This is a genomic window from Pseudomonas sp. XK-1 (genome assembly GCF_038069885.1).
Lineage (GTDB): Bacteria > Pseudomonadota > Gammaproteobacteria > Pseudomonadales > Pseudomonadaceae > Aquipseudomonas.
The window spans coordinates 360,538-387,494 of sequence record NZ_JBBPES010000005.1 but is presented as its reverse complement, the minus strand read 5'-3'; the positions used below and the strand labels follow the sequence as shown (position 1 = coordinate 387,494).

24 protein-coding genes and 1 tRNA gene are annotated in these 26,957 nt (G+C 62.1%); 7 read left to right on the top strand and 18 right to left on the bottom strand.

Annotation, left to right across the window (positions count from 1 at the left end; all coding sequences use genetic code 11):
• Window positions 1-84: 84 nt before the first annotated feature.
• Genes fdhF through WMW70_RS15645 form a run of 3 tightly spaced genes read right to left on the bottom strand, consistent with a single transcriptional unit; the run spans window position 85 to window position 5,006 of the window.
• Window positions 85-2,928 (bottom strand): formate dehydrogenase subunit alpha, encoded by a 2,844-nt coding sequence (fdhF, locus tag WMW70_RS15655; RefSeq protein WP_341438386.1) that lies wholly within the window; start codon window positions 2,926-2,928, stop codon window positions 85-87.
• Window positions 2,929-2,943: 15 nt separating this feature from the next.
• Window positions 2,944-4,515, bottom strand: coding sequence for a formate dehydrogenase beta subunit (locus WMW70_RS15650; protein WP_341438384.1), 1,572 nt, complete (start codon window positions 4,513-4,515; stop codon window positions 2,944-2,946).
• Window positions 4,512-5,006 (bottom strand): formate dehydrogenase subunit gamma, encoded by a 495-nt coding sequence (locus tag WMW70_RS15645; RefSeq protein WP_341438383.1) that lies wholly within the window; start codon window positions 5,004-5,006, stop codon window positions 4,512-4,514. Before WMW70_RS15645 ends, WMW70_RS15650 begins: the two co-directional genes overlap by 4 nt.
• 183 nt (window positions 5,007-5,189) lie before the next feature.
• Between WMW70_RS15645 and WMW70_RS15640 the strand changes: the two genes are divergently transcribed.
• Complete coding sequence (locus WMW70_RS15640; protein ID WP_341438382.1) at window positions 5,190-6,281, top strand: substrate-binding domain-containing protein; 1,092 nt, start codon at window positions 5,190-5,192, stop codon at window positions 6,279-6,281.
• 104 nt (window positions 6,282-6,385) lie between these two features.
• On the opposite strand, the gene WMW70_RS15635 is transcribed toward WMW70_RS15640, so the two are convergent.
• On the bottom strand, window positions 6,386-7,240 hold the full coding sequence (locus WMW70_RS15635) for an oxygenase MpaB family protein (RefSeq protein ID WP_341438381.1): 855 nt from the start codon (window positions 7,238-7,240) through the stop codon (window positions 6,386-6,388).
• A gap of 80 nt (window positions 7,241-7,320) precedes the next feature.
• Here WMW70_RS15635 and WMW70_RS15630 point away from each other — a divergent pair, with 80 nt between their 5' ends.
• The 6 genes from WMW70_RS15630 (at window position 7,321) to WMW70_RS15605 (ending at window position 13,340) form a co-directional block, all read left to right on the top strand.
• Window positions 7,321-7,974: a TetR/AcrR family transcriptional regulator gene (locus tag WMW70_RS15630; RefSeq protein ID WP_341438380.1), complete on the top strand. Its 654-nt coding sequence runs from the start codon at window positions 7,321-7,323 to the stop codon at window positions 7,972-7,974.
• A gap of 69 nt (window positions 7,975-8,043) precedes the next feature.
• On the top strand, window positions 8,044-8,523 hold the full coding sequence (locus WMW70_RS15625; RefSeq protein ID WP_341438379.1) for a GNAT family N-acetyltransferase: 480 nt from the start codon (window positions 8,044-8,046) through the stop codon (window positions 8,521-8,523).
• A 70-nt stretch (window positions 8,524-8,593) separates the two neighbouring features.
• Entirely contained in the window at window positions 8,594-9,610 is a 1,017-nt protein-coding gene (locus tag WMW70_RS15620; RefSeq protein WP_341438378.1) for a class I SAM-dependent rRNA methyltransferase, read from the top strand.
• A 102-nt stretch (window positions 9,611-9,712) separates the two neighbouring features.
• Window positions 9,713-12,697, top strand: a complete 2,985-nt coding sequence (locus WMW70_RS15615) for a DUF748 domain-containing protein (RefSeq protein ID WP_341438377.1) — start codon at window positions 9,713-9,715, stop codon at window positions 12,695-12,697.
• Between the two features lie 11 nt (window positions 12,698-12,708).
• Window positions 12,709-13,005: a DUF2845 domain-containing protein gene (locus WMW70_RS15610; RefSeq protein ID WP_341438376.1), complete on the top strand. Its 297-nt coding sequence runs from the start codon at window positions 12,709-12,711 to the stop codon at window positions 13,003-13,005.
• A 35-nt stretch (window positions 13,006-13,040) separates the two neighbouring features.
• Window positions 13,041-13,340, top strand: coding sequence for a DUF2845 domain-containing protein (locus WMW70_RS15605; protein ID WP_341438375.1), 300 nt, complete (start codon window positions 13,041-13,043; stop codon window positions 13,338-13,340).
• 73 nt (window positions 13,341-13,413) lie between these two features.
• Here WMW70_RS15605 and WMW70_RS15600 read toward each other — a convergent pair whose 3' ends face one another.
• From WMW70_RS15600 to folP, 14 genes are all read right to left on the bottom strand, one after another.
• On the bottom strand, window positions 13,414-13,611 hold the full coding sequence (locus WMW70_RS15600; RefSeq protein WP_341438374.1) for a CsbD family protein: 198 nt from the start codon (window positions 13,609-13,611) through the stop codon (window positions 13,414-13,416).
• Between the two features lie 59 nt (window positions 13,612-13,670).
• A complete protein-coding gene (locus WMW70_RS15595) occupies window positions 13,671-14,039 on the bottom strand; it encodes a BON domain-containing protein (RefSeq protein ID WP_341438373.1) in 369 nt (122 codons plus the stop codon).
• A 326-nt stretch (window positions 14,040-14,365) separates the two neighbouring features.
• Window positions 14,366-16,471 (bottom strand): polyribonucleotide nucleotidyltransferase, encoded by a 2,106-nt coding sequence (gene pnp / locus WMW70_RS15590; protein ID WP_341438372.1) that lies wholly within the window; start codon window positions 16,469-16,471, stop codon window positions 14,366-14,368.
• A 208-nt stretch (window positions 16,472-16,679) separates the two neighbouring features.
• A complete protein-coding gene (rpsO, locus tag WMW70_RS15585) occupies window positions 16,680-16,949 on the bottom strand; it encodes a 30S ribosomal protein S15 (RefSeq protein WP_275961681.1) in 270 nt (89 codons plus the stop codon).
• 182 nt (window positions 16,950-17,131) lie between these two features.
• Window positions 17,132-18,052, bottom strand: coding sequence for a tRNA pseudouridine(55) synthase TruB (gene truB, locus WMW70_RS15580; protein ID WP_341438371.1), 921 nt, complete (start codon window positions 18,050-18,052; stop codon window positions 17,132-17,134).
• A gap of 4 nt (window positions 18,053-18,056) precedes the next feature.
• On the bottom strand, window positions 18,057-18,461 hold the full coding sequence (gene rbfA / locus WMW70_RS15575; protein WP_341438370.1) for a 30S ribosome-binding factor RbfA: 405 nt from the start codon (window positions 18,459-18,461) through the stop codon (window positions 18,057-18,059).
• Window positions 18,462-18,580: 119 nt separating this feature from the next.
• A complete protein-coding gene (gene infB / locus WMW70_RS15570) occupies window positions 18,581-21,082 on the bottom strand; it encodes a translation initiation factor IF-2 (protein ID WP_341438368.1) in 2,502 nt (833 codons plus the stop codon).
• Window positions 21,083-21,109: 27 nt separating this feature from the next.
• Entirely contained in the window at window positions 21,110-22,591 is a 1,482-nt protein-coding gene (gene nusA, locus WMW70_RS15565) for a transcription termination factor NusA (RefSeq protein WP_339461636.1), read from the bottom strand.
• A 67-nt stretch (window positions 22,592-22,658) separates the two neighbouring features.
• The gene (rimP, locus tag WMW70_RS15560; RefSeq protein WP_339461820.1) at window positions 22,659-23,120 is read right to left on the bottom strand and encodes a ribosome maturation factor RimP; all 462 of its coding nucleotides are present in this window, start codon (window positions 23,118-23,120) and stop codon (window positions 22,659-22,661) included.
• Window positions 23,121-23,422: 302 nt separating this feature from the next.
• Window positions 23,423-23,508: transfer RNA gene (locus WMW70_RS15555), tRNA-Leu, on the bottom strand.
• 22 nt (window positions 23,509-23,530) lie between these two features.
• On the bottom strand, window positions 23,531-23,914 hold the full coding sequence (secG, locus tag WMW70_RS15550; RefSeq protein ID WP_341438367.1) for a preprotein translocase subunit SecG: 384 nt from the start codon (window positions 23,912-23,914) through the stop codon (window positions 23,531-23,533).
• Between the two features lie 4 nt (window positions 23,915-23,918).
• Complete coding sequence (gene tpiA / locus WMW70_RS15545) at window positions 23,919-24,674, bottom strand: triose-phosphate isomerase (protein ID WP_341438366.1); 756 nt, start codon at window positions 24,672-24,674, stop codon at window positions 23,919-23,921.
• A 65-nt stretch (window positions 24,675-24,739) separates the two neighbouring features.
• On the bottom strand, window positions 24,740-26,077 hold the full coding sequence (gene glmM, locus WMW70_RS15540) for a phosphoglucosamine mutase (RefSeq protein WP_341438365.1): 1,338 nt from the start codon (window positions 26,075-26,077) through the stop codon (window positions 24,740-24,742).
• Window positions 26,078-26,097: 20 nt separating this feature from the next.
• Window positions 26,098-26,949: a dihydropteroate synthase gene (gene folP / locus WMW70_RS15535; RefSeq protein WP_341438364.1), complete on the bottom strand. Its 852-nt coding sequence runs from the start codon at window positions 26,947-26,949 to the stop codon at window positions 26,098-26,100.
• Window positions 26,950-26,957 lie beyond the last annotated feature (8 nt).

The following is a 26,957-nucleotide window of genomic DNA, read 5'->3' as shown; positions in this document are numbered from 1 at the left end:
CGAAACAATAGCTCTGAGCACAGCCCGTAGGATGGGTTGAGCGCAGCGATACCCATGCTGCCTGGCATTCACCCCGCATCTCGGTCATAGCTGCACCACCTTGATCGGCGGCAGCAGGTCGATCTGCTCGTGGGTGAAGGCCTGGAACTCATTCTGCCATTGCGACGGGGCCTCGACCTTGCTGATCTGCACCGCGGTGACCTTGTATTCCGGGCAATTGGTCGCCCAGTCCGAGTTGTCGGTGGTGATCACGTTGGCACCGGATTCCGGGTGGTGGAAGGTGGTGTAGACAATCCCCGGCTGCACCCGCTCGGTGATGGTTGCGCGCATCGCCGTCTCGCCGGCGCGGCTGTTGATCGACACCCAGTCGCCGTCGTTGATCCCACGGTCCTCGGCATCCACCGGGTGGATTTCCAGGCGGTCCTCGGCATGCCAGGCACCGTTGGCGGTGCGCCGGGTCTGCGCGCCGACGTTGTACTGCGAAAGAATCCGCCCGGTAGTGAGGATCAGCGGGCGCTTGCGCGAGGTGCGCTCCTCGGTCGGGATGTACTCGGTGACCATAAAGCGGCCCTTGCCGCGCACGAAGGCGTCCTCGTGCATGATCGGCGTGCCTTCCGGCGCGGCATCGTTGCATGGCCACTGGATGCTGCCCAGGCGATCGAGCTTGGCGTAGCTGACGCCGGTGAAAGTCGGGGTCAGGCTGGCGATCTCGTCCATGATCTGCGACGGGTGCGTGTAGTTCATCGGGTAGCCGAGGGCGTTGGACAGCGCCACCGTCACCTCCCAGTCCTCCTTGCCGGCAAGCGCCGGCATCACCTTGCGCACCGGCGAGATGCGCCGCTCGGCATTGGTGAAGGTGCCGTTCTTCTCCAAGAACGAAGCGCCGGGCAGGAACACATGGGCGAACTTGGCGGTTTCGTTGAGGAACAGGTCCTGCACCACCACGCACTCCATGGCCTTGAGCGCATCGGTGACGTGCTGGGTGTCGGGATCGGACTGCGCCGGGTCCTCGCCCTGGATGTAGATGCCCTTGAAGGTGCCGGCATGGGCCGCGGCGAGCATGTTGGGAATGCGCAGGCCCGGCTCGTCGAGCAGGCTGACGCCCCAGGATTGTTCGAACTGCGCCCGCGCCAGCGGATCGGAGACGTGACGGTAACCGGGCAGCTCATGGGGGAAGGAACCCATGTCGCAGGAGCCCTGCACGTTGTTCTGTCCGCGCAGCGGGTTGACGCCGACGCCGGCGCGGCCGATGTTGCCGGTGGCCATGGCCAGGTTGGCGATCGCCATCACGGTCGAGGAACCCTGGCTGTGCTCGGTCACGCCCAGGCCGTAGTAGATCGCCGCGTTACCGCCGGTGGCGTAAAGCCGCGCTGCGGCGCGCACACTGGCGGCCGGCACGCCGGTCAGCTCTTGCATGGCCTCGGGGCTGTGCCGCGGGTCGGCGACGAAGGCGCGCCATTGTTCGAAGGCTTCGGTCTCGCAGCGCTCGGCGACGAAGGCCTCATCGACCAGGTTCTCGCTGACGATGACGTGGGCCAGGCTGTTGAGTAGCGCAACGTTGCTGCCGGGACGCAGTTGCAGATGATGGTCGGCCTTGACGTGCGGGCCGCGCACCAAGTCGATGCCGCGCGGGTCGGCGACGATCAGCTTGGCACCCTCGCGCAGACGCCGCTTGAGCTGCGAGCCGAATACCGGGTGACCGTCGGTGGGGTTGGCACCGATCACCAGTACCACGTCGGCGGCCAGCACCGAGTCGAAATCCTGGGTCCCGGCGGATTCGCCGAGGGTGACCTTGAGACCGTAGCCGGTCGGCGAATGGCAGACCCGCGCGCAGGTGTCGACGTTGTTGTTGCCGAAGGCGGCGCGCACCAGCTTCTGCACCAGGTAGGCCTCTTCGTTGGTGCAGCGCGACGAGGTCAGGCCGCCGACCGAACCACGGCCGTACTGCGCCTGGATGTCCTTGAAGCGCTGGGCGGTATAGCTGATCGCCTCGTCCCAGCTGACCGTGCGCCAGGGCTCATGGATGCTCTCGCGAATCATCGGCGCGGCGATGCGATCCGGGTGGGTGGCGTAGCCCCAGGCGAAACGGCCCTTGACGCAGGCGTGGCCGTGGTTGGCGTGGCCGTCCTTGTTCGGCACCATGCGCACCACTTCGTTGCCTTTGATCTCGGCCTTGAACGAACAGCCGACGCCGCAATAGGCGCAGGTGGTGGTGACGCTGCGTTCGGCCTGGCCCTTCTCGATCACCGACTTTTCCATCAGCGTGGCGGTCGGACAGGCATTGACACAGGCACCGCAGGACACGCACTCGGAGTCGAGGAAGGTCTCGTTCTGCCCGGCACTGACCTGCGAATCGAAGCCGCGGCCGCTGATGGTCAGGGCGAAGGTGCCCTGCACTTCTTCACAGGCACGCACGCAGCGGTTGCAGACGATGCACTTGGCCGGGTCGAAGCTGAAATAGGGGTTGGATTCGTCCTTGGGCTCGGCCAGGTGAGTCTTCACCGGGTCGTAGCGCACCTCGCGCAGGCCGACCACGCCGGCCATGTCCTGCAGTTCGCAGTTACCGTTGGCCGAACAGGTCAGGCAGTCCAGCGGGTGGTCGGAGATATACAGCTCCATGGTGCCGCGGCGCAGCTCGGCGAGTTTCGGGCTCTGCGTGCGCACCTTCATGCCCGGCTCTACCGGAGTGGTGCAGGAGGCCGGGAAGCCGCGCCGGCCTTCGATCTCCACCATGCACAGGCGGCACGAGCCAAAGGGTTCCAGGCTGTCGCTGGCGCACAGCTTGGGCACGGCGATGCCGGCCTTCTGGGCCGCGCGCATCAGCGAGGTGCCGGCCGGCACAGTGATGGAGCTGCCGTCGATTTCCACCGTTACCGGAGCACCGCTGCGAGCCGGGGTGCCATAGTCGAGTTCACGATACAGGGCCATGTCGATGTCTCCGGTTCAGCGGGCTTCGGCTGCGTCTTGCGACACACCGAAGTCTTCGGGAAAGTGATTGAGGGCGCTCAGCACCGGATAAGGGGTCATGCCGCCGAGGGCGCAGAGCGAGGCACCGAGCATGGTGTCGCACAGGCTCTTGAGCAGTTCGATGCGTCCCGGCTGCGGGCCTTCGGAACGGGCGACGATGATCTGCTCGAGCAGCTCTTCGCCGCGGGTCGAGCCGATTCGGCAGGGCGTGCACTTGCCGCAGGATTCGATGGCGCAGAACTCCATGGCATAGCGCGCCATATGGGCCAGGTCGACCGTGTCGTCGAACACCACGATGCCGCCGTGGCCGAGCACCGCGCCGAGGGCGGCGAAGGCCTCGTAATCCAGCGGCGTGTCGAACTGCGACTCGGGCAGGTAGGCACCCAGCGGGCCGCCGACCTGCACCGCGCGAATCGGCCGCCCCGTGGCCGAGCCGCCGCCGTAGTCGTAGAGCAGCTCGCGCAGAGTAACGCCGAAGGCCTTCTCGATCAGACCGCCGCGAGCGATGTTGCCGGTCAGCTGGATCGGCAGGGTGCCGAGCGAGCGGCCCATGCCATAGTCCTTGTAGTAGGCACCGCCCTTGTCGAGGATGATCGGCACCGAGGCCAGCGAGATCACGTTGTTGATCACCGTCGGCATGCCGAACAGGCCCTCGATCGCCGGCAGCGGCGGCTTGGGCCGCACTTCGCCGCGCTTGCCTTCGAGGCTTTCCAGCAGCGAGGTTTCCTCACCACAGACATAGGCACCGGCACCACGGCGCAGGTGCAGATGGAAGCGCTGACCGCTGCCGAGGATGTCGTCGCCCAGGTAGCCCTCGGCATAGGCCGTGGCGATGGTCGCGGTGAGCGCGGCCTCGGCGTGCGGGTATTCCGAACGCAGGTAGATATAGCCCTCGGTCGCGCCGACGGCCAGGGCGGCGATGGTCATGCCCTCGATCAGCACAAAGGGGTCGTCCTCCATCACCATGCGGTCGGAGAAGGTGCCCGAGTCGCCCTCGTCGGCGTTGCACACGATGTACTTCTGCGCAGCCGTGCAGCCGGCCACGGTGCGCCACTTGATCCCGGTGGGAAAGGCCGCGCCGCCGCGCCCGCGCAGGCCGGAGTCGAGCACTTCGGCGATGATCGCCTCGGAGCCGATTTGCAGCGCGCGCTTGAGGCCGCGGTAACCGTCATGCTCGATATAGTCAGCCAGCGACAATGGATCGGTGATCCCGGCGCGGGCGAAGGTCAGGCGCTCCTGACGTTTGAGGTAGTCGATTTCTTCGGTCAGGCCGAGGCCGAGCGAATGCTCGCCGCCGTCGAGAAAACCGGCGTCGAACAAGCCGCCGACGTCGCGGGCCTTGACCGGGCCGTAGGCCACGCGCCCGGCCGGGGTGGCGACCTCGACCAGCGGTTCGAGCCAGAACAGCCCGCGCGAACCGTTACGCACCAGGCGCACCTCGATATTGCGTGCAGCGGCCTCGGCGACGATGGCCCGGGCCACCTTGTCGGCACCCAGGCTCAGGGCGCTGGCGTCACGCGGCACGTACACGGTGATTGGCGAACTCATAGCCGCGCCTCCTGTTCTTCAACCAAGTCCAGCAGATCCTCGACATCGACCCGGCCGTGCAGCTCGCCATTGAGCAAAGCGCTCGGCGCACAGGCGCAGTTACCCAGGCAGTACACCGCCTCCAGGGTCAGGCTGCCGTCGGCGCGGGTCTCGCCCAGTTGCAGGCCGAGTTTTTCCTGCAGCTCAGCGGTCAGCGCCTTGGCACCCATCGACTGGCAGGCCTCGGCCTGGCACAGCCTGAGGTGCACACGGCCCGGCGGACTGGCACGGAAGTCATGGTAGAAGCTGACCACCCCATGCACCTCGGCGCGCGATAGGCAGAGGTCTTCGGCGATCAGCGCCAGCACCTCGGGCGGCACCGCGCCGAGGCGATCCTGGATGTCATGAAGAATGGGCAGTAGCGCACCCGGTTCGTCGCGATGCGCCGCCAACACCTCACGGGTGACGGCCTGGTATTGGGGTAAATCGGCGTGCGGGGCAAGCTTGGCCATGTTCGAGGCTCCGGCCGTTGTGCTGGCTGGCGACCAATAACCGCCGAACCTATCCGGCGAGCGATTGAGCGACCTCTCAGGCGCACAACATATGAAATTAAGTTCTTATTTGCAGGTCATGAAAACCGCGGAAGACCAAGCTAACATGCGGTTACGCCCGATCAAATATGAAGCAGAGAGCATATGATCCGCATCGAAATCCAACCACGCTGGCGCTTTCACCAGATCGACGGCAGCAGCCTCGACCCCCAGGGCATGAGCCTGCTGCAGAACGTCCACGACTGCGGCAAGCTGACCGACGCCGCCGCCCTCAGCGGCTATTCCTACCGGCATGCCTGGAACCTGCTGGGCAAGTGGCAAGCCTTCTTCGGCAGCCCGCTGATAGAGCTGCAGCGCGGCAAGGGCGCGCAGCTCACCAGCCTCGGGGAAAAACTGCTGCGCGCCGACCAACGCATCCGCGCACGCCTGACCCCGCAACTGGACAACCTCGCCGGCGAACTGGAGGTCGAACTCAACCGTGCGCTACAGGAAACCCGCCCCGGCCTGCGCATCCATGCCAGCCATGGCTTCGCCGTGGCGGCGCTGCGCGAATGGCTGGAACAGGACAACCGCTGGCAGTGGGAGCTGCAGTTTCGCAGCGGGGTCGAGGCGATGCTCTCGCTGCAGCGCCAGGACTGCGAGCTGGCCGGCCTGCACGTGCCGGCCGGGCCGCTGGGCGCGTTGGCCATGGCGCGCATCCAGCCCTGGCTGCGCAGCGAACACCGGGTGATCACCTTCGTGGTGCGTACCCAGGGCCTGATCCTCGCCCCCGGCAACCCGCTGGGCATCACCGGCCTGGCCGATCTGCAGCGCCGCGGCCTGCGCCTGGTCAACCGCGAACAGGGCTCGGGCACGCGCATGCTGCTGGAAAGCCTGCTGCAACAGGCGCAGATCGAAAGCGCCGGGATCGACGGCTTCCATAACGAGGAATACACCCACGCCGCAGTGGCCGCCTATGTCGCCAGCGGCATGGCCGATGTCGGCTTTGGCGTCGAGGCGGCGGCACGGATGTTCGGCCTGGCCTTTATCCCCATGGCCCGCGAGCACTACTGCCTGCTCTGCCACCAGGACAGCCTGGCGCTGCCGGCCATGGGCGCGCTGCTCGAGGTGCTGCAACACCCGGAATTCCAGGCGCGCATCGGCCAGTTGCCCGGCTACGCCCTGAGTCGCCCCGGCGAGGTGCTACCGCTGAGCCAGGCGCTGGAACACTGGAGCCGCGAGAGCCTGCTGGAGTAGTTTTTTAGTCACGTGCTGCAAGGCGACAAGCCGTAGGTTGGCGTTGAGCGCAGCGAAGCCCAACCGACAGTGGCACCTCTCGTCGGGCTTCGCTGCGTTGCGCCTCAACCCAGCCCTTGAGCCCTGCGCATCGCGGCGTGCGCCTGGGGGAAATAGCGCCAGCGTTGTGGCAGCACCTTCCACAGGTTCCGGACAACAAAGGCCAGGCGCGTCAGACGCCGCTGGTCCTTCGCGGTCCACGGCAGCTCCAGGCGCTGACGCAGGTCCACAGGCAAGGTGCCCACCGCCAGCCAGCGTGCGCCACGGTCGAATATGGGCCGCAGCACCCACCACAGCGGGCCGCGCATCCAGGGATAGGGTGGCGGTAGATTCGGGTTGCCGGCGAGAAACCAGCGGGCCACTTCGGTCATTTCCAGGCGGTTATCGAGCATGCCTTGCCAGTAGACCCTGAACGCCGCGTAGTCGGCCGGCACCGTCGCCATCGGCAACCCGTAGAGGGCATACCACTGGATCGACTCCTGATAGAGGCGCTCCTGCGTGGCCTGATCCAGAGGCGTGCCGAAAACGGCCTGCATGGCGATCTGCCCTTCGAAGAAGGTGGCATGGGCCCAGTAGAAGAGCTCCGGGCTGAGGGCGTGATAGCGCTGCCCATGGCCGTCCACGCCCTTGATCTGGCGGTGCCAGTCGCGGATCTGCTGACCGGTCGCCGTCGCCTGCTTGCCGCCATAGACCACCGCGAGAATCGGCGGAATGGAGCGGAACAGGCGGTTCCAGGGGTTCAGGAACAGGTCGGAATGGTCCTGCACGCCAGCGGCGAGGCTCGGGTGCAGGTTCTGCAACAGGCCGACGCGGCTGATCAACAGCAGCCCGCGCAGATCACCGAAATATCGCCACGTCAGCGACTCCGGCCCCAGGGGTTGTAGCTGCTGCTCGGTTGGAATGGAACAGGTGGCCTGCATACTCGGTCGCTCCCATGCGATTGTGTGCCACCGATGTTAATGCGAGTATTAGCTCGCATTAAATTCGCAATGGAGCAGTCATGCGCAAGCGACCCGGCCAACAACGCTCGCAACAGATGGTGGATATCCTCCTGGAGGCCAGTGGCCGGGTGATCGCACGCCAGGGGCTGGCCAACCTGACCACCAACAGGGTGGCGGCCGAGGCCGGCGTGAGCATTGGCTCGCTGTACCAGTACTTTGCCAACAAGCAGGAGCTGCTGGAGGGGCTGCTCGAACGCATGGCGCTGGACATGACGCGCCTGATCGATGCGCGCATGACGCAGCTGCTGGCAGCCGATGTCAGAACGGCGGTGAAGATGCTGCTGGGCGAAATGCTCGCATTTATCCGCGGCGGCGATGGCCGCTATCTGGAGGTGGTGCGGCACTGGCAGCAGCTGCAGACTCTGCGCGTGGTTGATCGGTTGGAACAGCACCTGTCCGAGGTGTGCCGACGCTATCTACTGCGCCATGTCCGCGAGTACCCCATCGAAAACCCCATCCCGGTATTGTTCGTGATCATCAACGGCACCCTGATGACGCTGGTGCGTTACCTGGCGCTGGATAACCCGCCCCTGAGCGAAGAGGACTTGATCGATAGCCTGACCGAGATGCTGGCCGCCTACCTGGCCTCTGCAGCAGGCCCGCGCCCGGCGAGTGGGCAGCTCGCCAGCGAGGATCAGAGGCCCCCCGCGTAACCGCTACCATAAGCTCGGCGGCGCAAACGCCGCGAGCCAAGAGAAAACCAGACCATCCAGGAGTACTCCGTGACCTTTGACATTCGCCCGGCCATACCCAGCGACGCCGCGCTGATCCATGCCTTTATCACCGACCTGGCGATCTACGAGAAGGCCGCGCACGAAGTGCTGGCCAGCGTCGCCGATATCGAGCAAAGCCTGTTTGCCGATGGCTCACCCGCCCATGCGCTGATCTGCAGCCGCGACGGCGTGCCGATTGGCTATGCGGTGTATTTCTTCAGCTACTCGACCTGGCTCGGCCGCCAGGGCCTTTATCTGGAAGACCTGTATATCGCCCCCGAACAGCGCGGCGGTGGTGCCGGCAAGCAGCTGCTGCGCCATCTCGCACAACTGGCCTGTACCCGCGGCTGCGCGCGCCTGGAATGGAGCGTACTGGACTGGAACGAACCGGCCATCCAGTTCTACCAGAGCCTGGGGGCCAAGCCCCAGGACGAGTGGATTCGCTATCGCCTGGCCGGCGAGGAGCTGCGCAGCTTCGCCGAGGGCTGAGACTATGCCGGGCAAACCCCGGCGCTTTTCTTGCTAAACTGCGCGCCTTCCTTTTTCCGAGTCGCCGCGCATGCCTGCTCTCGACCAGGCGCTGCGCGCCGCCCTTGCCCACCGCCAGCCCCTGCTCGCCGAGCTGCACAGCCAGGGCACCGACTGCTACCGCCTGTTCCACGGCAGCCAGGAAGGTGCCGGCGGCCTGACCCTCGACCGCTACGGCCGACAATTGCTGGTGCAGAGCTTTCACCAGAGCCTTGGCCGCGATGAGCTGCTGCAGCTGGCAGAGCAATGCCAGGCCAGCCTCGGCGAGCAACTGCTACTGGTCTATAACGACCGCTCCCAGGGCAACTCGCGGGTCGACCGCAGCGACCCGGTCTACCAGGCCGCACCCGAGGCACTGGCAGACCTGATCGGCCATGAGTGGGGTCTCAACTACCGCGTACGCGGCCGCCACGCAGGGCAAGACCCACTGCTGTTTCTCGACCTGCGCAACGCCCGCGGCTGGGTCAAGGCGCACAGTGCCGGCAAGTCGGTGCTCAACCTGTTCGCCTACACCTGCGGCGTCGGCCTGAGCGCCGCCGCAGGTGGTGCCAGCGAGGTGGTCAATCTGGACTTCGCCGAAGGCAACCTGGCGGTGGGCCGCGAGAATGGCGCACTGAACCCCGAGCTGGCACCCATGCAGTTTGTTCAATCGGACTATTTTCCGGCGATCCGCCAGCTGGCCGGCCTGCCGATCAATGCGCGGCGCGGGCAGAAGCTGCCGCACTACCCGCGCCTTGAACAACGCCAGTTCGACCTGGTGCTGCTCGATCCGCCGGCCTGGGCCAAGAGCGCCTTCGGCACCGTCGACCTGCTGCGCGACTACCAGAGCCTGCTCAAGCCGGCGATCCTTGCCACCGCCGAGCATGGCGTACTGATCTGCTGCAATAACCTGGCAAAGGTCACCATGGCCGACTGGCGCGACCAGGTGCTGCGTTGCGCGGAAAAGCTCGGCCGCCCGGTGCGCGATTGTCAGGTGCTGGCACCGGCGGCGGACTTCCCCTCCCTGGACGGCCAGCCGCCGCTGAAGACCCTGATTCTGCAGTTTTGATCGACCCCGCAAAGGCATAGAAAATCCCGCCCAGGGCCTCTGTGGAACCCGATGCGCGTGCCATACTCCAAGGCATTTCTCGTCGGGATAGATGACGTTCTCATGCTTAAAGGATTAAAGCGCGCAGCCAGCGCACTCGCTATAGCCATTGCCCTCTACGGCCTGCTGGGCTTTCTGATTTTGCCCGGTATCGGTCTGCGCATCGTCAACCAGCAACTGGCCCAGTACGCCGAAGTACCCGCCACGCTGCAACGCCTGCAACTCAACCCCTTCAGCCTGGAACTCAGCCTCTGGGGCCTGCAGATTGGCGAAGCCGAACAGCAGCAGATTGCCTTCGAGCGCCTGTACGCCAACCTGCAACTCAACAGCCTGTGGAGCGGCGTATTGCACCTGGCCGATATCGAGCTGGACAAGCCGCACAGCGAAGTGCTGTTCGGCAAGGACGGTCGGCTCAACCTGACCCAGCTGTTCAAACTGCCCTCCAGCCAGCAACCCGCGACCGAAGAGCCGGCCAGTGATCCGTTTCCGCTGCGTATCGCGCGGATCAAACTGAGCGGTGGCAACGTGCATTTTCAGGACCTGCGCCCCAGCGAGCCGATCGAGTTTACCTACGACGACCTCAGTTTCGAGCTGTTCAACCTCAGCACCCTGCAAGGCGACAATGCCGAGATGACCCTGGTCGCCACCGGCCCCAAAGGCGGGCGCATCGACTGGACCGGCAACCTCAGCCTGGTACCGATCAGTTCCAGCGGCAGCCTGAAAGTCACTGACGGCAAGTTGAAAGTCATCTGGCCCTATGTACGCGATGCCGTACCCCTGGTGCTGGAAGACGGCAGCCTCAACCTCAGCAGCGACTACAGCCTTAACCTGGCCAAAGGCACCGAGTTACAGCTGAACAATACCCAGCTCAGCCTGAGCAACTTCGCCATCAAGAGCACGGCAGACAAACCGCTGCTGCGCCTGGAAAGCCTGGATATCAGCGAAACCAGTGTGGACCTGGTCAAACAGCAGATCATCGTCGGCAAGATTCGTAGCCAGAAACTGGAAACCTGGGCCGCCCGCGAGGCCGATGGCCAGATCGACTGGCAGAAGCTGCTGGCCAGCCAGCCGGCCAAACCGGCACCCGCAGCAAATGAGAGCGGTACAACGGCGACAGCATCCGAGCCGGTGAAAGACACGACCACCGCGGAGCAATCGGCTGCTCTGCAAACAGCCAGCGCCGGCCAGCCAGAAGCGCCGAGCAAACCCTGGCAGGTACTGCTACGCGATACGCAACTGCGCGGCTACCAAGTGCATCTGGCCGACCGCGTGCCGGAGCAGGCGGTGGCCATCGAGCTCGGCCCGCTCAACCTCGACCTGCAGGACTTCGACAGCCTCGGCACCTCGCCCTTCAAGCTCAAGCTGGATACCGGCGTCGGCAAGCAGGGCAAGCTGCAGGCCAGCGGCCAGGTGCAGCTGAGCCCGACCACCGCCAGCCTGAATGTCATCAGCAGCGCCATCGACCTACGGGTGGCCCAGGCCTACCTCAGCCCCTTTGTGCGCATCGAACTACGCAGCGGCCTGCTCGGCAGCGACCTCGACGTCCAGCTGAACGGCACCGAGCCCCTGGCTCTGAGCATCAGCGGCAAGGCCCAGGTCAACCAGCTGCATAGCCTGGACACCCTCAAGGAGCGCGACTTCCTGCGCTGGCAACAACTCGACCTGCTCGGCCTGAACTACCAGCACGGCACCAGCCTGAGCATCGACAAGGTGCAGCTGGACCAGCCCTATGCGCGCTTTATCATCAACGAAGACCTCACCACCAACGTCAGCGACCTGATCATCCCACAACCGGCCGCGCCGCAAAGCACCGCCCAAAGCGCTGCCAATACGACGGAAAAGCCGCTGGCGATTCATATCGGTGAGATCGCCTTCAAGGATGGCTCGGCCAATTTTGCCGACTTCAGCCTGACCCCCAACTTCGCCACCGCCATCCAGCAGCTCGAGGGACGTATCGGCACCCTCGACAGCCAGACGCAGAAACCCGCCAGCGTGAATATCGCCGGCAAGATCGACCGTTATGCCCCCGTCAGCATCAAGGGCAAGCTGAACCCCTTCGATCCGCTCGACAGCCTGGATATCCATACCCAGTTCAAGCAGGTCGAGCTGACCACCCTGACCCCCTACTCCGGCAAGTTCGCCGGCTATCGCATCCGCAAGGGACGGCTCAACCTGGACCTGCATTACCAGATCAGCAAGGGCCAGCTGACGGCTGAAAACAGTGTGGTGGTGGAACAGCTGCAGCTCGGGGAAAAGGTCGACAGCCCCAGCGCGGTGGATCTGCCCATTCGTCTGGCGGTGGCCCTGCTCAAGGACAGCGAAGGCAAGATCGCCATCAACCTGCCAGTCAGCGGCGATCTGAATAGCCCGCAATTCAGCGTGATGCCGATCGTCTGGCAAACCCTGCGCAACCTGATACTGCGCGCGGCCCAGGCTCCCTTCAAGTTTATCGGCGGGCTGGTCAGCGGCGGCTCGCAGATGGACCTGAGCACCGTGCATTTCCCCCCGGGCAGCAGTGCCCTGGACGAAGAGGCGCAAAATGCCCTGAAAACCCTGGCCAGCGCCCTGCAGGAGCGCCCGGCCCTGCGCCTGGAAGTCGAAGGCATGAGCGCCCAGAGCAGCGACGGCCTGCCCCTGGCCGAGCAGCGCCTGCAGCGCGAATACCAGAACATCTACTACCGCATCCTGCAACGGCGGGGCGATGCGGTACCGGCGGAAACCAGCCAGCTGCAGGTACCCGAGGACGAACAGGGCGCGCTGCTCGAAGGCATTTACCGCGCCCGCCTGAAACAGCAACCGCCGGCCGAATGGAAGGAACTGGACGACGACGAACGCGCGGCAAAAATGCGCGAGGCCGTGGTGCAATCCTGGGGACAAAGCCAGTTGCTGCAACGCCAACTGGCCCAGACCCGAGCCGCGGCAATCAAGGACTATCTGGTCGATCAGGGCGGACTGGCGGACGAGCGTATCTACCTGCTCGATGTTAGTCTGGGCCAGGCAGACAGCGATGGCCGCGTAGCCACGCCACTGCACCTGGACAGCGAATAAGGTAAGCCCCCATGCGTCTCTCACTGGCAATCCTGACCCTGCTCGCGCTCTGCACCCCATTTGCGGCCTTGGCCGACACCCTGCGCTGCGGCAGCCAGCTTGTTTCCGTCGGCGACCGCAGCTTCGAGGTGCACCAGAAATGTGGCGAACCGGCCTTCCGCGACCTGGTCGGCTATAGCCTGGGGGCCTATGAGCGACGCGAATACAAGATCGAGGAATGGGTCTACGGCCCCGACAACGGCATGCTGAGCATCCTCACCTTCGAGGGTAACCGGCTGCGCTCGATCGAGCGCAGACGCAGCAACTGAACCCTGTTGGTCATCTCTCTGGATATGGATCACCCATGAAACGACTGCTCAGCGCCGTGCTGATACTCCTGCCCTTCTGCGCCCAGGCCTCTTCGACCCTGCGTTGCGACAATGGCCTGATCAGTACCACAGACTCCACCAGCGTAGTCAGCAGCAAATGCGGCGAGCCCCTGGCCCGCGACTTTCTCGGTTACCGCGAGGTGATCGACGAGTATGGCTTTCGCAATGAAGTCAGCGTCGAAGAATGGTCCTACGGCCCGCGCAACGGCATGTACTACTACCTGCGTTTCGAAGGCAATCGTCTGATCAAGATCGACAGCAAGCGCGGTAACTAAATCCGCACCTGCCCCCAGACACACCAAGGCCCCGCGGGCAGAGCCGGCGGGGCCTTGTTAGTGCAGGTTGCGCTTACAGCTTGCTGCTGAAATCACGCAGCTCGTCCTGAGCCTTTTCCTTGGTCCAGCCGTAGCGTTCCTGCAGCTTGCCGACCAGGTATTCGCTATGGCCTTCGGCGACATCCAGATCGTCGTTGGTCAGATTGCCCCAGCGTTCCTTGATACTGCCATTGATCTGCTTCCACTTGCCTTTGATTACGTCGGAGTTCATCTATCTGTCCTCATCGTTGAGTAACGCCGGACCGCACGGTCCGGCGCGCATCCATTGCCTTATTGCGAGGTTTGCAGGCCGTCGGCGGAGACTGCGGTCACGCCTTTGATCTCGCCAGCCTTGGCAATTGCCAGCTCACGCTCGGCATCGCTGGCCACAACCCCAGAGAGCGCTACCACGCCCTTATTGGTCTCAACCTTGATGTCCATACCGCTCAGGCTGGACTCGGCGAGAAAGGTCGACTTTACCTTGCCGGTGATCCAGGTATCAGTCACCGCTTCCCCAGCCTGATCCATGCTGCTGGTTTCTGCCACTTGAAGCGGCTGCAGCGCGGAGTTGTTGTCGGCGAAGGCAGCACCAGCCAGGGACAGACTGAGGACGCTCGCGCTAACGGCGGCAACAACAAAATGGCTTATTGGCTTTTTCATGGGTAGGGCTCCTGTGTCGTTCGAATTCATCTGCAGCCATTCCACGCTGCAGCTTCAACAGGACTGTCGCAACTCCTGTGCCAAGCGAGAAAAATAATTTAAATCTATATAAATCAATTACTTGTAAATAAAAGCCAAACCCCGCTTTCGTGCAATCTGCATGCTTTGGCATTTGCAACAAGGCATATTGCACGGCCCGACCTGCGGCAGATCGCCAGCATGGCTTATTGACCCAATAGCCTGAGTAACCGCGCGCCCACCGCATATTCCAGGCAAAAAAAGAGGGCCCCGAAGGGCCCTCTGTTTGCTGTTAAACGACGCGGCGATTAAACGCCCGACGCCTTGGCAGCAGCTACATCCTTGATCGACAGCTTGATACGGCCGCGGTTGTCCACGTCCAGTACCAGTACTTCAACTTCCTGACCTTCTTTCAGGATGTCGGTGACCTTCTCAACCCGAGCGTCGCTCAGCATCGAGATGTGCACCAGACCGTCCTTGCCCGGCAGGATGTTGACGAAGGCACCGAAGTCAACGATGCGCTCAACCTTGCCGACGTAGATCTTGCCGATCTCGGCTTCCGCGGTGATGCCCAGGACGCGCTGACGCGCGGCCTCGGCCGCTTCCTTGGTTTCGCCGAAGATCTTGATGGTGCCGTCGTCTTCGATATCGATCGAAGCCTTGGTCTCTTCGCAGATGGCACGGATGGTCGCGCCACCTTTGCCGATCACGTCGCGAATCTTGTCCTGGTCGATCTTCATCGCAATCATGGTCGGTGCGTTGGCCGACAGTTCGGTGCGCGACTGAGCAATCACCTGGTTCATCTGGCCGAGGATATTCAGGCGCGCTTCCAGAGCCTGCTCAAGCGCTTGCTCCATGATTTCTTCGGTAATGCCCTGGATCTTGATGTCCATCTGCAGCGCGGTCACGCCCTTGGCGGTACCAGCTACCTTGAAGTCCATGTCGCCGAGGTGGTCTTCGTCACCAAGGATGTCGGTCAGTACGGCGAACTTCTCGCCTTCCTTGACCAGACCCATGGCGATACCGGCCACCGGTGCCTTCATCGGCACACCGGCGTCCATCAGGGCCAGGGAAGCGCCGCAAACCGAAGCCATGGAGCTGGAACCGTTGGACTCGGTGATTTCCGATACCACGCGAATGGTGTACGGGAACTCGTCAGCGCTCGGCAGCATGGCAGCTACGGAACGGCGAGCGAGACGGCCGTGACCGATTTCGCGGCGACCGGTAGCGCCCATGCGACCACACTCACCGACCGAATACGGCGGGAAGTTGTAGTGCAGCATAAAGGGGTCTTTCTTTTCACCTTCCAGGGTGTCGAGCAGCTGCGCGTCACGGGCGGTGCCGAGGGTGGCAACTACCAGGGCCTGGGTTTCGCCACGGGTAAACAGCGCCGAACCGTGGGTCTTGGCCAGCACACCGACTTCGATGTTCAGACCGCGCACGGTACGGGTGTCACGGCCGTCGATACGCGGCTTGCCGTTGACGATGTTCTCGCGCACGGTGCGGTATTCGATTTCGCCGAAGGCGTCTTTGACTTCGCCAGCGGACGGCTGGCCTTCTTCGCCTGCGAACTTGGCAACGATTTCATTGCGCAGCTCGCCCAGACGGGCATAACGCTCGTGCTTGACGGTGATGGTGTAAGCCTGGGAGATCGCCTCGCCAAACTCGCCACGGATAGCGGCCAGCAGTTCGGTGTTTTCCGGCTTCGGCTGCCAGTCCCAGGTCGGCTTGGCGGCTTCTGCGGCCAGCTCGGTAACGGCCTGGATCACGACCTGGAACTCGTCGTGGGCGAACAGTACGGCACCCAGCATCTGGTCTTCGGTCAGCTCTTTGGCTTCGGATTCGACCATCAGCACGGCGTCTTTGGTACCGGCTACAACCATGTCCAGGCTGGAGGCTTTCTGCTGCTCATAAGTCGGGTTCAGCAGGTAGCCGGTTTCCGGGTGGAAGGCTACGCGCGCGGCACCGATAGGGCCGTTGAACGGAATGCCGGAAATCGCCAGGGCAGCCGAGGTACCGATCATCGCAGCGATGTCCGGATCGGTCTTCTTGCTGGTGGAGATCACGGTGCAGATAACCTGCACTTCATTCTGGAAACCTTCCGGGAACAGCGGACGGATCGGACGGTCGATCAGGCGCGAGGTCAGGGTCTCTTTCTCGGAAGGACGCGCTTCACGCTTGAAGAAACCGCCAGGGATCTTGCCGGCTGCGTAGGTTTTTTCCTGATAGTGCACGGACAGCGGGAAAAAGCCTTTGCTTGGGTCGGCGGTCTTGGCACCGGTTACGGCGACCAGTACGGCGACGTCGTCGTCAACGGTGACCAGCACTGCGCCGGAGGCTTGACGGGCGATACGGCCAGTCTCGAGGGTTACGGTCGATTGACCGAACTGGAACTTCTTGATTACCGGGTTCACGGTGTTTTCCTTCTCTTTGTTGCCCTTGGGGAAAGCGGTTTATTCATCTGCTGCGCGGATAACAGCGCCAACAGGTACTACTGAATTCTGTGGCGGCCTGGGGTATCGGACCCACATAGCGCCAAAACAACTGCAACAGAAACGCAAAAGCTGGAAGCAGGGATAACCCCACTTCCAGCTTCGGCAGTCAGCTACGCATAAGCATTGCTTAGCGACGCAGACCCAGGCGACCGATCAGGGCGCTGTAACGACTAACATCCTTGCCCTTCAGGTAATCCAGCAGCTTACGACGCTGGTTAACCATGCGGATCAGGCCACGACGCGAGTGGTGGTCCTTACCGTTGGCCTTGAAGTGGCCTTGCAGCTTGTTGATGTTGGCGGACAGCAGTGCAACCTGCACTTCCGGGCTACCGGTGTCGCCAGCAGCTTGCTGGTAGTCAGTCACGATCTGGGCTTTTTCTTCAACGCTGAGTGCCATGTGGGCAATCCTCTCAGTTAGGCAACTGCCGAAACAGTCGCAATAGGCCGGGAATCACTTCCCGTGTTTTTAAGTGAGGTATGACCGTGCCTATTAACAGCCACCCTCGATTTGGGTATTCGGGAACCAGGTTCTCGAACGCCCGAGACGGTCAGACCGACCGAATCCTGTACCGACCCAGGCTAGGCCTTGGTCGAAATCAAACGACGCGGCGCAATGCGCCCGTCTTCGCTCACTTCACCGATACCGATAAAGCGACCATTGTGATCCTGCACCCGTACCATGCCGAACTTCGGCGCTTCCGGGGCGCGTACCGGCTGCCCTTGCAGCCAGTAAAACGAACTGTGCTCGGAGAACTGCAGCAGTGGCCAATGTTGCAGTCCGCTATCGGAAGGCAACAGAAACTGATCGACCGCTTCATTGCCACCTTCGCCATGCACCCGCTCAAGCTCTTCGAGCGTTACGGTGCGGCTCAGATCGAAGGGACCCGCCTTGGTTCTGCGCAGCTCTGCAACGTGGGCACCGCAGCCGAGCAGCTGGCCGATATCTTCGACCAGGGTACGGATATAGGTGCCTTTGCTACAGTCGACCGCCAGACGCGCCTGCTCCGCCTCGCAGCCCAGTAATTCCAGGCGCGCAATAGTAACAGAACGCGGCTCGCGCTCCACTACCTCACCTGCACGGGCCAGTTTGTAAAGTGGTTGGCCGTCACGCTTGAGCGCCGAGTACATCGGCGGTATCTGACTGATTTCTCCGCGAAAACGCGGCAGCACAGCCTCGATATCGGCGCGACCAACGGTCACTGGGCGACGCTCCAGCACTTCACCCTCGGCATCTGCGGTGGTGGTGGTCACCCCCAGCTGCATCAGGGTTTCATAACCTTTGTCGGCGTCCAGCAGGTACTGGGAGAACTTGGTCGCCTCGCCGAAGCACAGCGGCAATACACCAGTGGCCAAGGGATCGAGGCTGCCGGTGTGGCCGGCCTTCTCGGCATTGAGCAACCAGCGCACCTTCTGCAGCGCGGCGTTGGAGCTAAAGCCCTTGGGCTTATCCAGCAGGATGATGCCATCGACGGCACGGCGAATACGTTTGACCTGGGCCACGCGCTTACTCCTTGGCCTCAGGTTTATCATCGTGCTGACGGTCTTCGCTGACCGCACGCTCGATCAGGGCCGACAGCTGGGCACCGCGAATTACACTTTCGTCGTAATGGAAACGCAGGTTGGGCACGCTGCGCAGCTTCATCGCCTTGCCCAACTGCATGCGCAGGAAACCGCTGGCATCGTTGAGCACCTTGATGCTCTGCACCACGGGGTCGACACCCTCTTCCGGCTCGCCGCCCATAATGGTGACGAACACCTTGGCGTGGCTGGAGTCGCGGCTGACTTCCACTGCGGTCACGGTTACCAGGCCGCCGAGACGCGGATCCTTGATTTCCATGCGGATCAACTGCGCCAGTTCGCGCTGTATCTGGTCGCCGATGCGCTGGGCCCGGCTGAATTCTTTGGCCATTTCTACTACCTTCACTCGCCACGACGCTGCTAGGAGCATCGGACCTAAAAGCGGCAAACGCCCGGCCACGCATAAACGGGGCCGGGCGCTGCATATTGCAACTCGCTGCTATATGCCTGTTACAGGCTGCGAGCCACTTGGACTTTCTCGAACACTTCGATCTTGTCGCCGACCTTGACGTCGTTGTAGCTCTTCACGCCGATACCGCACTCCATGCCGTTACGCACTTCGGAGGCATCGTCTTTGAAGCGACGCAGGGATTCCAGCTCGCCTTCGAAGATCACCACGTCGTCGCGCAGTACGCGGATCGGACGGTTACGGTAAACCGTACCCTCGACCACCATACAACCGGCAATCGCACCGAACTTCGGCGAACGGAACACGTCACGCACTTCGGCGATACCCAGGATGTTCTCCCGTACATCGCTGCCGAGCATGCCGGTCAGGGCCTTCTTGACGTCATCGATGATGTCGTAGATCACGTTGTAGTAACGCATATCCAGACCTTCCTGCTCGACGATCTTGCGCGCGCCGGCATCGGCCCGCACGTTGAAGCCGAACAGTACAGCGTTGGAGGCCAGCGCCAGGTTGGCATCGGATTCGGTGATACCACCGACGCCGCCACCGACCACACGCACCTGCACTTCATCGTTACCCAGGCTGCTGAGCGAGCCTTGCAGCGCTTCCAGGGAACCACGGACGTCGGATTTGAGGACGATGTTGAGCGTCTTCTTCTCTTCCTGACCCATGTTCTCGAAGATGTTTTCCAGCTTGCCGGCGTGAGCACGGGCCAGTTTCACTTCGCGGAACTTGCCCTGACGGAACAGCGCGACTTCGCGGGCTTTCTTCTCGTCAGCCAGTACGCTCATGTCGTCGCCAGCATCCGGAGTGCCGTCCAGGCCGAGAATCTCGACGGGGATCGACGGGCCAGCTTCTTTGATCGGCTTGCCGTTCTCGTCGAGCATGGCGCGGATACGGCCGAAGTTGGAACCGATCAGCACCATGTCGCCTTGACGCAGGGTACCGTCCTGAACCAGCACGGTGGCAACTGGACCACGGCCTTTATCAAGACGCGATTCCACCACCACACCCCGACCCGGGGCCGACGGCGTGGCTTTCAGTTCAAGGATCTCGGCCTGCAGCAGCACGGCTTCGAGCAGTTCGTCGACGCCGGTACCGACTTTCGCCGACACAGGTACGAACGGCGTATCACCGCCCCACTCTTCCGAAGTCACGCCATGCACCGACAGTTCGCTACGAATGCGATCAAGGTCGGCACCCGGCTTGTCGATCTTGTTCACCGCGACAACCAGTGGAACGCCAGCAGCCTTGGCATGCTGAACGGCTTCAATGGTCTGCGGCATCACGCCGTCATCCGCTGCAACCACCAGGATCACGATATCGGTCGCCTTGGCACCACGGGCACGCATCGCGGTAAACGCGGCGTGGCCCGGGGTGTCGAGGAAGGTGACCATGCCGCGCTCGGTTTCTACGTGGTAGGCACCGATATGCTGGGTGATGCCGCCGGCTTCGCCGGCAGCAACCTTGGCGCGACGGATATAGTCGAGCAGCGAGGTCTTACCGTGGTCAACGTGACCCATTACGGTAACAACCGGCGCACGGGCAAAGGTCTCGCCTTCGAACTTCAGCGATTCGGCCAGAGAGTCTTCCAGAGCCGTGTCGCTGACCAGGGTGACCTTGTGGCCCAGCTCCTCAGCAACCAGCTGAGCAGTTTCCTGATCCAGAACCTGGTTGATGGTCGCAGGGGTGCCCAGCTTGAACATGAACTTGATAATTTCAGCGGCTTTGACCGACATCTGCTGAGCCAGATCGCCCACAGTGATGGTTTCGCCGATCTTCACTTCACGCACGATCGGGCCAGTCGGACTCTGGAAGCCGTGAGCATTACGCTTCTTCAGCTTGGCCTTGCCACGACCACCACGACGGAAGCTGTCGCTTTCCTCGTCGATGGTGCGCGGAGCAACCCGTGGAGCAGGAGCCTTTTCCTTGACGGTCGGGCGATGCTGGGTGGTCTTGCGCTCGCCGCCACGACGGTCGGCATCATCATTGCGCGGCTTGTCCGGACGACGCGGTTCGTCCTTCTTGCGCTCTTCCACAACCGGCGCGGTAACCACAGGCAGCTCTACGGCAACTGACGGTGCTGCAGCTGCCGGCGCGGCAGCGGCCGGCGCTTCAGGTGCAGCGCCAGGGCGCGCAGCTTCTTCGGCGGCGCGACGTTTGGCTTCTTCTTCGGCCTTCAGGCGTGCAGCTTCCGCCACAGCGCGCTGCTCAGCGAGCTCACGTTGCTTCTCGGCTTCAATCTCTTCGGGGCTGCGCTTGACGAAGGTCTTCTTCTTGCGCACTTCGACACTGATGGTCTTGCTGCCGGCAACCCGCAGGGTGCTGGTGGTCTTGCGCTGCAAGGTAATCTTGCGCGGCTCTTCGACCTTCTTGTCGCCGTGGCTGCTCTTGAGATGGGCCAACAGGGCCTGCTTCTCACTGTCGGTCACCGCTTGCTCAGCACTCTTGTGCGGCAAACCTGCCTCACTCATTTGCTGCAGCAGGCGTTCAACCGGCGTATTGACCACTTGGGCCAGTTCTTTAACCGTGACTTGCGTCATGTATTTCTCTCCTCAGGCCGCAACTACTTACTCGAACCAATGGGCTCGGGCGGCCATGATCAACTTGCCGGCACGCTCAGCGTCGATACCGTCGATGTCGAGCAGGTCGTCAATCGACTGCTCGGCCAGGTCTTCGCGGTTAATAACGCCGCGCACTGCCAGTTCATGCGCAAGCGCCTTATCCATCCCCTCAAGCGAGAGCAAGTCTTCGGCTGGGTGGGCATCTGCCAGCTTTTCCTCGTTGGCGATGGCTTTAGTCAGCAGGCGATCTTTGGCACGAGCGCGAAGCTCGCTGACGATATCCTCGTCAAAACCATCGATGCTGAGCATTTCTTCCATCGGTACGTAGGCAATTTCTTCAAGGCTGGTGAAGCCCTCTTCGACCAACACCTGGGCCAGTTCTTCGTCGACTTCCAGCTCGTCGATAAAGTTCTGCAGGATGTCGCCTGTTTCCGCCTGCTGCTTGGCCTGGATGTCCGCCTCGGTCATCACGTTCAGGGTCCAGCCAGTCAACTGACTGGCCAGACGCACGTTCTGACCGCCGCGGCCAATGGCCTGAGCAAGGTTGTCTGCGCCAACGGCGATGTCCATGGCATGGGCATCTTCGTCGACAATAATGGCGGCCACTTCAGCCGGCGACATCGCGTTGATCACGAACTGCGCGGGATTGTCATCCCACAGCACGATGTCTACACGCTCGCCCGCCAATTCACCGGAGACCGCCTGCACGCGCGAACCGCGCATGCCGATACAGGCACCCTGCGGGTCGATACGCTTGTCTTTGGAACGCACGGCCAGCTTGGCGCGCGAACCCGGATCACGGGACGCGCCCATGACCTCGATCAGTTCTTCGGCGATTTCCGGCACTTCGATGCGGAACAGCTCAATCAGCATTTCCGGCGCGGTACGCGACAGGATCAGCTGCGGGCCGCGGTTCTCGGTGCGGATTTCCTTGAGCAGGGCACGCAGACGCACACCGACGCGGAAAGTCTCGCGGGAGATGATGTCTTCACGGGCCAACAGCGCCTCGGCGTTGTTACCCAGGTCGACGATCACGCTGTCGCGGGTGACTTTCTTCACGGTACCGGAGATGATTTCCCCCAGACGCTCGCGATAGGCTTCAACCACCTGCGCACGCTCGGCCTCGCGGACTTTCTGCACGATGACTTGCTTGGCGGTTTGTGCCGCGATACGGCCGAATTCGATCGACTCGATCTTCTCTTCCAGCACATCACCGACTTTTGCGTTGGCTTCAACAGCCCGCGGCATGTCGGTGGTGACCTGGTGGGCCGGGTCGTCGAAATCGCTTTCCTCTACCACTGTCCAGCAGCGGAAAGTTTCATAGTTGCCAGTCTGGCGATTGATCGCCACCCGCAACTCGACTTCATCTTCAAAACGCTTCTTGGTCGCTGTGGCCAGGGCCAGTTCCAGCGCTTCAAAAATCACACTCGCCGGCACGCCCTTTTCATTGGACACCGACTCAACAACCAGCAGTACTTCTTTGCTCATCGTACGCCTCGCCTTTCGCAATCCATTGGATCCTGCACAATCGCGCAGCTTTCGCGGAATCCGCGTCTCAATCAAATCTGGGGATAATGTTGGCCTTGTCGATCAAGTCGACTGGCAACAGGAATTCGTGATCATCCACCTGCACCACCACATCCTGTTCTTCCACGCCACGCAGAAGGCCCTGAAAGTTGCGTCTCCCTTCAAAAGGCGAGCGCAGCTTGATCTTTACCTGCTCACCCGCATGAGCGGCGAACTGTTCAAGCGTGAACAGGGGGCGATCCATACCAGGCGAAGACACCTCAAGGGTGTACTCGGCACTGATCGGGTCCTCGACATCGAGGACGCCGCTGATCTGCCGACTGACAATTTCACAGTCTTCGATCACCACGCCGTCAGGCTGTTTATCAATATAAATTCGCAGCAGGGAATGCCGCCCCTGCGACAGGAACTCGACACCCCAACATTGATAGCCAAGAGCCTCGACTACCGGGGCCACCAAGGCCTGCAACTGTTCTAGCTTGCTCGACACCTGAACCCCTCGCGCATGCTGTGCAAATAAAAAATGGGCGAAGCGCCCATCATCGAACCGCCCTCTAAAGGCCGGCAAAGCTGTCACCCAGCTAGCAAAAAGCCCCTGAAAAGGGGCTCCGCTACTTCTGATTGCGGGGGGCTGGACTTAACCAGCCATCTTCGGGAAACCACCCGAGGAGCGACCTTGTTGCTCTATCCCGCATCAAAGCTGGGGCCGAAGTATACGACCGAACCCTACAAAGGGTCAACCGAAGCTCCAGCAACAAGAAAGCCCGCATGTAGCGGGCTTTCTTGTTTAATTGGTACCGAGGAGGGGACTCGAACCCCTACAGCCTATGGCCACTACCACCTCAAGGTAGCGTGTCTACCAATTCCACCACCTCGGCAAAATCGTTTGTTGCCTACTACTTACTGCTGCTCTGGTGCCTGAGGTACATCCGCCGCTTCAACAGCCGGCGTAGTGGCTTCCAGAACCGGTACATCCTCAACAGCCGGCTTGGCCTGTTGAACTTCCAGGACTGCTGGATCAGGCAAACCAACCTGAGCCATACCATTAGCTTTGTCTTTAGCTACGTAAGCTAAGCCCAAGCTAGTCATGAAAAAAGCGGTGGCGAGTATAGCAGTAACGCGACTCAAAAAGGTAGAGGAACCTTGGCTACCAAAAACAGTAGCGGAAGCACCCGAACCGAAAGACGCGCCAGCATCGGCACCCTTACCCTGCTGCAACAGAACCAGCGCAACCACACCGATCGCACCCAGCAGATGAAAAACTACTACGACTGTTTCCAGCATTTTGTCAGCTTCCTGCGGCGCGACAGATCGCACCGAACTCATCCGCATTCAGAGAGGCTCCACCTACAAGCCCCCCATCGATATCCGGCATACCGAACAAATCGGCAGCACTGGCGGCCTTCACACTGCCGCCATAAAGAATTCTTACCCTGCCAGCCAGCTCGGAATCTTGCGCCGCAAGCTGACCGCGAATCGCCGCGTGCACTTCCTGGGCCTGCTCAGGCGAAGCCGTCAACCCGGTACCTATCGCCCAAACCGGCTCATAGGCAATTACGGCACGCTCAAACACCTGCACACCCAACTTGTCCGCAACGGCAGCCAGCTGCCTCGCCACCACCGCCAGCGTTTCACCTGCCTCACGCTGCGCCAGGGTCTCCCCCACGCACAACACCGGAGTCAAGCCGCATGACTGCGCCGCAGCAAACTTGCGCGTAACAACCTCGTCAGACTCGCCGAGCAGCGAGCGACGCTCGGAGTGCCCGACCAACACCAGCGAGCAACCCGCATCCAACAACTGGACCGCGGCGACCTCACCGGTCAAGGCTCCTTGCTGCGGCTCGATGGCACAATCCTGCGCACCTAGCACAACCGCCTTGCCTGCCAACTCAGTGCCCACCTGAACAAGGTGCACACTGGAGGGAAACACTGCTATTTCGACATCATCAGGCAACACCTGACGACCTAGACCGTTGATCAGCTCTGCGACGCTGGCGCGGGTACCGTGCATTTTCCAGTTACCAGCTACCATTGGGCGACGCATGCTTTACCTCGTCGGTCAAAGAGGGCGCAGATGTTACCCAACGGATTCAGGACTGGCAAGCCGAATCAAGCACATACCTGCGCAACAACCTTAGCCAATTCATCGGCATAGCCGCGCACCTGGCCTTCATCGTCACCTTCAACCATGACTCGCACCAGCGGCTCAGTGCCGGATTTGCGCAGCAGCACCCGCCCGCGCCCCGCCATCTGCTCGGTCACCCGCGCACTGGCTTCCTGCACGGCAGCATGCTCAAGCGGATCGACACCACCAGCGAAACGTACATTGACCAACACCTGGGGGCACTTCTGCATGCCCTGGCGCGCCTCGCCCAGGCCCTGATCGCGGCGCTTGAGCGCCATCAGCACCTGCAGCGCCGCGATAATCGCATCCCCCGTGGTGGTGTGCTGGAAGCACACCAGGTGCCCCGAACCCTCACCGCCCAGCTGCCAGTTGCGCGCCAGCAGCTCGGCAATTACATAACGATCGCCTACCTTGGCCCGCACAAAAGGAATGCCCAGTTCGGCCAGAGCCAGCTCCATACCCAGGTTGCTCATCAGAGTGCCGACCACACCACCATGCAGCTTGCCGCGCTCATGCAGATCCCGAGCGATGATAAACAGCAGCTCATCGCCATCGACCAGAGTACCGGTGTGATCGACCATCAGCACCCGATCGGCATCGCCATCGAAGGCAATACCCAGATCCGCCTGACGCGCCACCACCTCGGCCTGCAGCGTCTCCATATGGGTAGAGCCGCAACCGGCATTGATATTCAGCCCGTCCGGCTGCGCCGACAGCACATGCACCTCGGCCCCCAGCTCGCGAAAAACACTGGGGGCGACTTTGTAGGCCGCGCCATGGGCACAATCGAGAACAACCTTCAGCCCAGCGAAACTGGTATTGCTCGGCACGCTGCTCTTGCAGAACTCGATATAGCGCCCGGACGCATCATTGATGCGCGAGGCCTTGCCGATCTGTGCCGACTCCACCACGGTCATTGGCTGATCGAGCAACTCCTCGATCATCAGCTCGACCTCGTCCGGCAGTTTGGTGCCCTGGCTGGAGAAGAACTTGATGCCGTTATCGTCATGTGGATTGTGCGAGGCGCTGATAACGATCCCGGCATCGGCCTGGAAGGTACGCGTCAAATAGGCAATGGCCGGCGTCGGCATGGGCCCGAGCAATTGAACATCGGCCCCGGCAGCAGCCAGACCGGCCTCAAGTGCCGACTCGAACATATAGCCGGAAATCCGCGTGTCCTTGCCGATCAGAATGCGGCACTTGCCCTGCTTGCGAAAGGCCATGCCCGCCGCCCAACCCAGCTTGAGCATAAAGTCCGGAGTGATCGGAAAGTCGCCAACACGTCCACGGATACCATCGGTACCAAAATATTTTCTCGCCATGACTCGGATTCCTTGAATACTTAATCGGCCGCTTCAACTGCGGCCAGCATGCGCACCACATCGACAGTTTCGGCCACATCATGGACCCGCAGGATATGCGCGCCCTTGGTTATGGCCAGGGCAGCCAGGCCCAGGCTGCCATACAGCCGCCCGCCGACCTCATGCCCGAGCACCTTGCCGATCATGCTTTTGCGTGAAACCCCGACCAGCAGGGGCCGCCCAAGACCATGCAAGGCTTCCATATGCTTGAACAGACTGAGATTGTGCTCCAGGGTCTTGGCGAAACCAAAGCCCGGATCAAGGATCAACCGCTCAACGGCGATTCCGGCTGTCGCACAGGCAGCCATGCGCTCAGCAAGAAAATCACGCACCTCGGCCAGCACATCCGCGTACTGAGGATTCTGTTGCATGGTGGTCGGCTCGCCACGCATATGCATCAGACACACCGGCAGGCCACTATCGGCCGCCGCATCCAGAGCACCGTCGCGCTGCAGCGAACGCACATCATTGATCAACCCGGCACCCAGACGCGCAGTTTCGCGCATCACCGCCGGCGTCGAGGTGTCCACCGAGATGATCACATCCAGCTCGGCGGCAATCGCCTCGACCACAGGCGCAACCCGCTCCAGCTCTTCGACCGGCGAAACCGCACGGGCACCCGGACGAGTCGACTCACCACCGACATCAATCAGGCTCGCCCCGGCACGCAGCATCGCCTCTGCATGGCGCAGAGCCGCGTCGCGCTGACTGAAACGACCGCCGTCAGAGAAGGAGTCGGGGGTTACATTAAGGATGCCCATCACATGCGGGCGACTTAAATCAAGAAACCGGCTGCCACAAGGCAGCCGGTTAGGGGTTGGTACAGCAGGCATGTAGAACC

Excerpts from the sequence above, each read along its gene's own strand:
- WMW70_RS15595 (WP_341438373.1), bottom strand. The coding sequence starts at position 14,039 with ATGAAAAAGCCAATAAGCCATTTTGTTGTTGCCGCCGTTAGCGCGAGC.
- WMW70_RS15620 (WP_341438378.1), top strand. The coding sequence starts at position 8,594 with ATGCCTGCTCTCGACCAGGCGCTGCGCGCCGCCCTTGCCCACCGCCAG.
- WMW70_RS15630 (WP_341438380.1), top strand. The coding sequence starts at position 7,321 with ATGCGCAAGCGACCCGGCCAACAACGCTCGCAACAGATGGTGGATATC.
- rbfA (WP_341438370.1), bottom strand. The coding sequence starts at position 18,461 with ATGGCCAAAGAATTCAGCCGGGCCCAGCGCATCGGCGACCAGATACAG.
- rpsO (WP_275961681.1), bottom strand. The coding sequence starts at position 16,949 with ATGGCACTCAGCGTTGAAGAAAAAGCCCAGATCGTGACTGACTACCAG.
- glmM (WP_341438365.1), bottom strand. The coding sequence starts at position 26,077 with ATGGCGAGAAAATATTTTGGTACCGATGGTATCCGTGGACGTGTTGGC.
- WMW70_RS15645 (WP_341438383.1), bottom strand. The coding sequence starts at position 5,006 with ATGGCCAAGCTTGCCCCGCACGCCGATTTACCCCAATACCAGGCCGTC.
- WMW70_RS15600 (WP_341438374.1), bottom strand. The coding sequence starts at position 13,611 with ATGAACTCCGACGTAATCAAAGGCAAGTGGAAGCAGATCAATGGCAGT.
- WMW70_RS15605 (WP_341438375.1), top strand. The coding sequence starts at position 13,041 with ATGAAACGACTGCTCAGCGCCGTGCTGATACTCCTGCCCTTCTGCGCC.
- folP (WP_341438364.1), bottom strand. The coding sequence starts at position 26,949 with ATGCCTGCTGTACCAACCCCTAACCGGCTGCCTTGTGGCAGCCGGTTT.
- WMW70_RS15650 (WP_341438384.1), bottom strand. The coding sequence starts at position 4,515 with ATGAGTTCGCCAATCACCGTGTACGTGCCGCGTGACGCCAGCGCCCTG.
- tpiA (WP_341438366.1), bottom strand. The coding sequence starts at position 24,674 with ATGCGTCGCCCAATGGTAGCTGGTAACTGGAAAATGCACGGTACCCGC.
- WMW70_RS15610 (WP_341438376.1), top strand. The coding sequence starts at position 12,709 with ATGCGTCTCTCACTGGCAATCCTGACCCTGCTCGCGCTCTGCACCCCA.
- WMW70_RS15615 (WP_341438377.1), top strand. The coding sequence starts at position 9,713 with ATGCTTAAAGGATTAAAGCGCGCAGCCAGCGCACTCGCTATAGCCATT.
- infB (WP_341438368.1), bottom strand. The coding sequence starts at position 21,082 with ATGACGCAAGTCACGGTTAAAGAACTGGCCCAAGTGGTCAATACGCCG.
- WMW70_RS15635 (WP_341438381.1), bottom strand. The coding sequence starts at position 7,240 with ATGCAGGCCACCTGTTCCATTCCAACCGAGCAGCAGCTACAACCCCTG.
- WMW70_RS15640 (WP_341438382.1), top strand. The coding sequence starts at position 5,190 with ATGATCCGCATCGAAATCCAACCACGCTGGCGCTTTCACCAGATCGAC.
- secG (WP_341438367.1), bottom strand. The coding sequence starts at position 23,914 with ATGCTGGAAACAGTCGTAGTAGTTTTTCATCTGCTGGGTGCGATCGGT.
- nusA (WP_339461636.1), bottom strand. The coding sequence starts at position 22,591 with ATGAGCAAAGAAGTACTGCTGGTTGTTGAGTCGGTGTCCAATGAAAAG.
- fdhF (WP_341438386.1), bottom strand. The coding sequence starts at position 2,928 with ATGGCCCTGTATCGTGAACTCGACTATGGCACCCCGGCTCGCAGCGGT.